Origin of the sequence: Staphylococcus sp. GDY8P196P (assembly GCF_017891705.1) — a bacterium.
Taxonomy (GTDB): Bacteria; Bacillota; Bacilli; order Staphylococcales; family Staphylococcaceae; genus Staphylococcus; species Staphylococcus ureilyticus.
In genome coordinates this window covers 1-1391 of record NZ_JAESJS010000027.1, presented here as the reverse complement: position 1 = coordinate 1391, position 1391 = coordinate 1, and the positions used below count along the sequence as shown (strand labels likewise).

Here is a 1391-nt window from a genome sequence, read left to right as displayed (position 1 = left end):
ATCTGCTGAATTTCCTGCTGCAATTCCTGTTACGCCAAGTCCTACTGCTAACGTTGAAGCTAATACTGTTTTTTTCATTATTAATAAATCCTCCCAAGAGATAATACTTTTAAATTTGTGTTTAAATTTGTGTTTCGTTTTTTGCAAAATTACTTTTATCAAATTTGCTAGTTCCCACTGTAACATCTAGAAAAAGCTTGTGGGTTACAGTGAAGTTAAAAAAACATCTAGATTTTTTACGTCCTAATGACATAAAAGTTAAATATTACACTCATCAAAAAACCTTAGAACGCCATCATCATCGTTTTAAGGTTAGTTATATTTTCAATTTTATTGTAATGATGTTGTAATAAAAGCACTTTTTATTCTATTATTGCGAGATTTAGTTCATTAATTAATAAGTCAGCAGTTTTAAATTAAGTATTATTTTTAGTATATTATTTAAATATCTTTTTTAAAATTAACTTTTCTATTAATTTTCTACAATTAATTCTATAACTTTCGAAAATATATGTCTTTCCCTCAATGTAAAAAGGACTAATCCATGTTGTTGCTAACGGATTAGTCCTTTATTTTTAGCATGAGCTTTATATGTCACTCACTCTATACATTTATATTCATATTTTAAAATTGCATATTATCTTATTATGCAGTAACCCACTGTGAAGCACCTTCAGATTCATATAAATCCATTGCTGCTTGGTCTTGTACTGATTCTGGTGCTTCTGTTGGTGATTGACCTTTATATTCATCTGGCGCTACTGAATCCCATGTACTTTGTAGGAATTGATATTTACCTGCTGCACCTGAAGATGGATTAACTGCTTTTAAGTCGCCACCTGATTCACGTTGCGCGATTTGTTTCAAGTGATCGTTTACTTCTACTGATGAACCACTTGATGCTTCACTTGAATTATCTGTTGATTGTTGTGATGAAGCTGCTTCTTGTTGTGGTTGTTGCGTTTGCTCAGTTTGAGGTGCTTGCTCTTGTGCTGGTTGTTCTGATGAAGCTTGTTGTGGTTGTGTTTGGTCTTGAGTTTGCGGTGCTTGTTCTTGTTGTCCTACATTAGTTGTTGATTGTGTTGATGCATCGCTTGATCCGTTTGAACCTTCACCATAGCTCCATGACCAATATGTGCCATCAGATTCAAAGTTATAGTTTAAATTATCTTGATTAAAGTTATAGTTATAAGCACCTTCATGTACTGGCTTAGCATTTAATTGTTCAGGGTTGTTTTGTGCTTGTTGAGCTAGTTGTGCTTGATCGATACCTTGTTCAGACGCATCTGCTGAATTTCCTGCTGCGATCACTGTTACGCCAAGTCCAACTGCTAACGTTGAAGCTAATACTGTTTTTTTCATTATTAATAAATCCTCCTAAGAGATAATAC

General features: G+C 33.4%; 1 protein-coding gene and 1 pseudogene. Both read right to left on the bottom strand.

Going from position 1 to position 1391, the window contains the following annotated elements:
- Positions 1–78, bottom strand: a pseudogene (locus tag KA814_RS13305) (transglycosylase); the annotation flags it as partial.
- A 567-nt stretch (positions 79–645) separates the two neighbouring features.
- A complete protein-coding gene (locus KA814_RS13300; protein ID WP_210122796.1) occupies positions 646–1362 on the bottom strand; it encodes a transglycosylase family protein in 717 nt (238 codons plus the stop codon).
- Positions 1363–1391 lie beyond the last annotated feature (29 nt).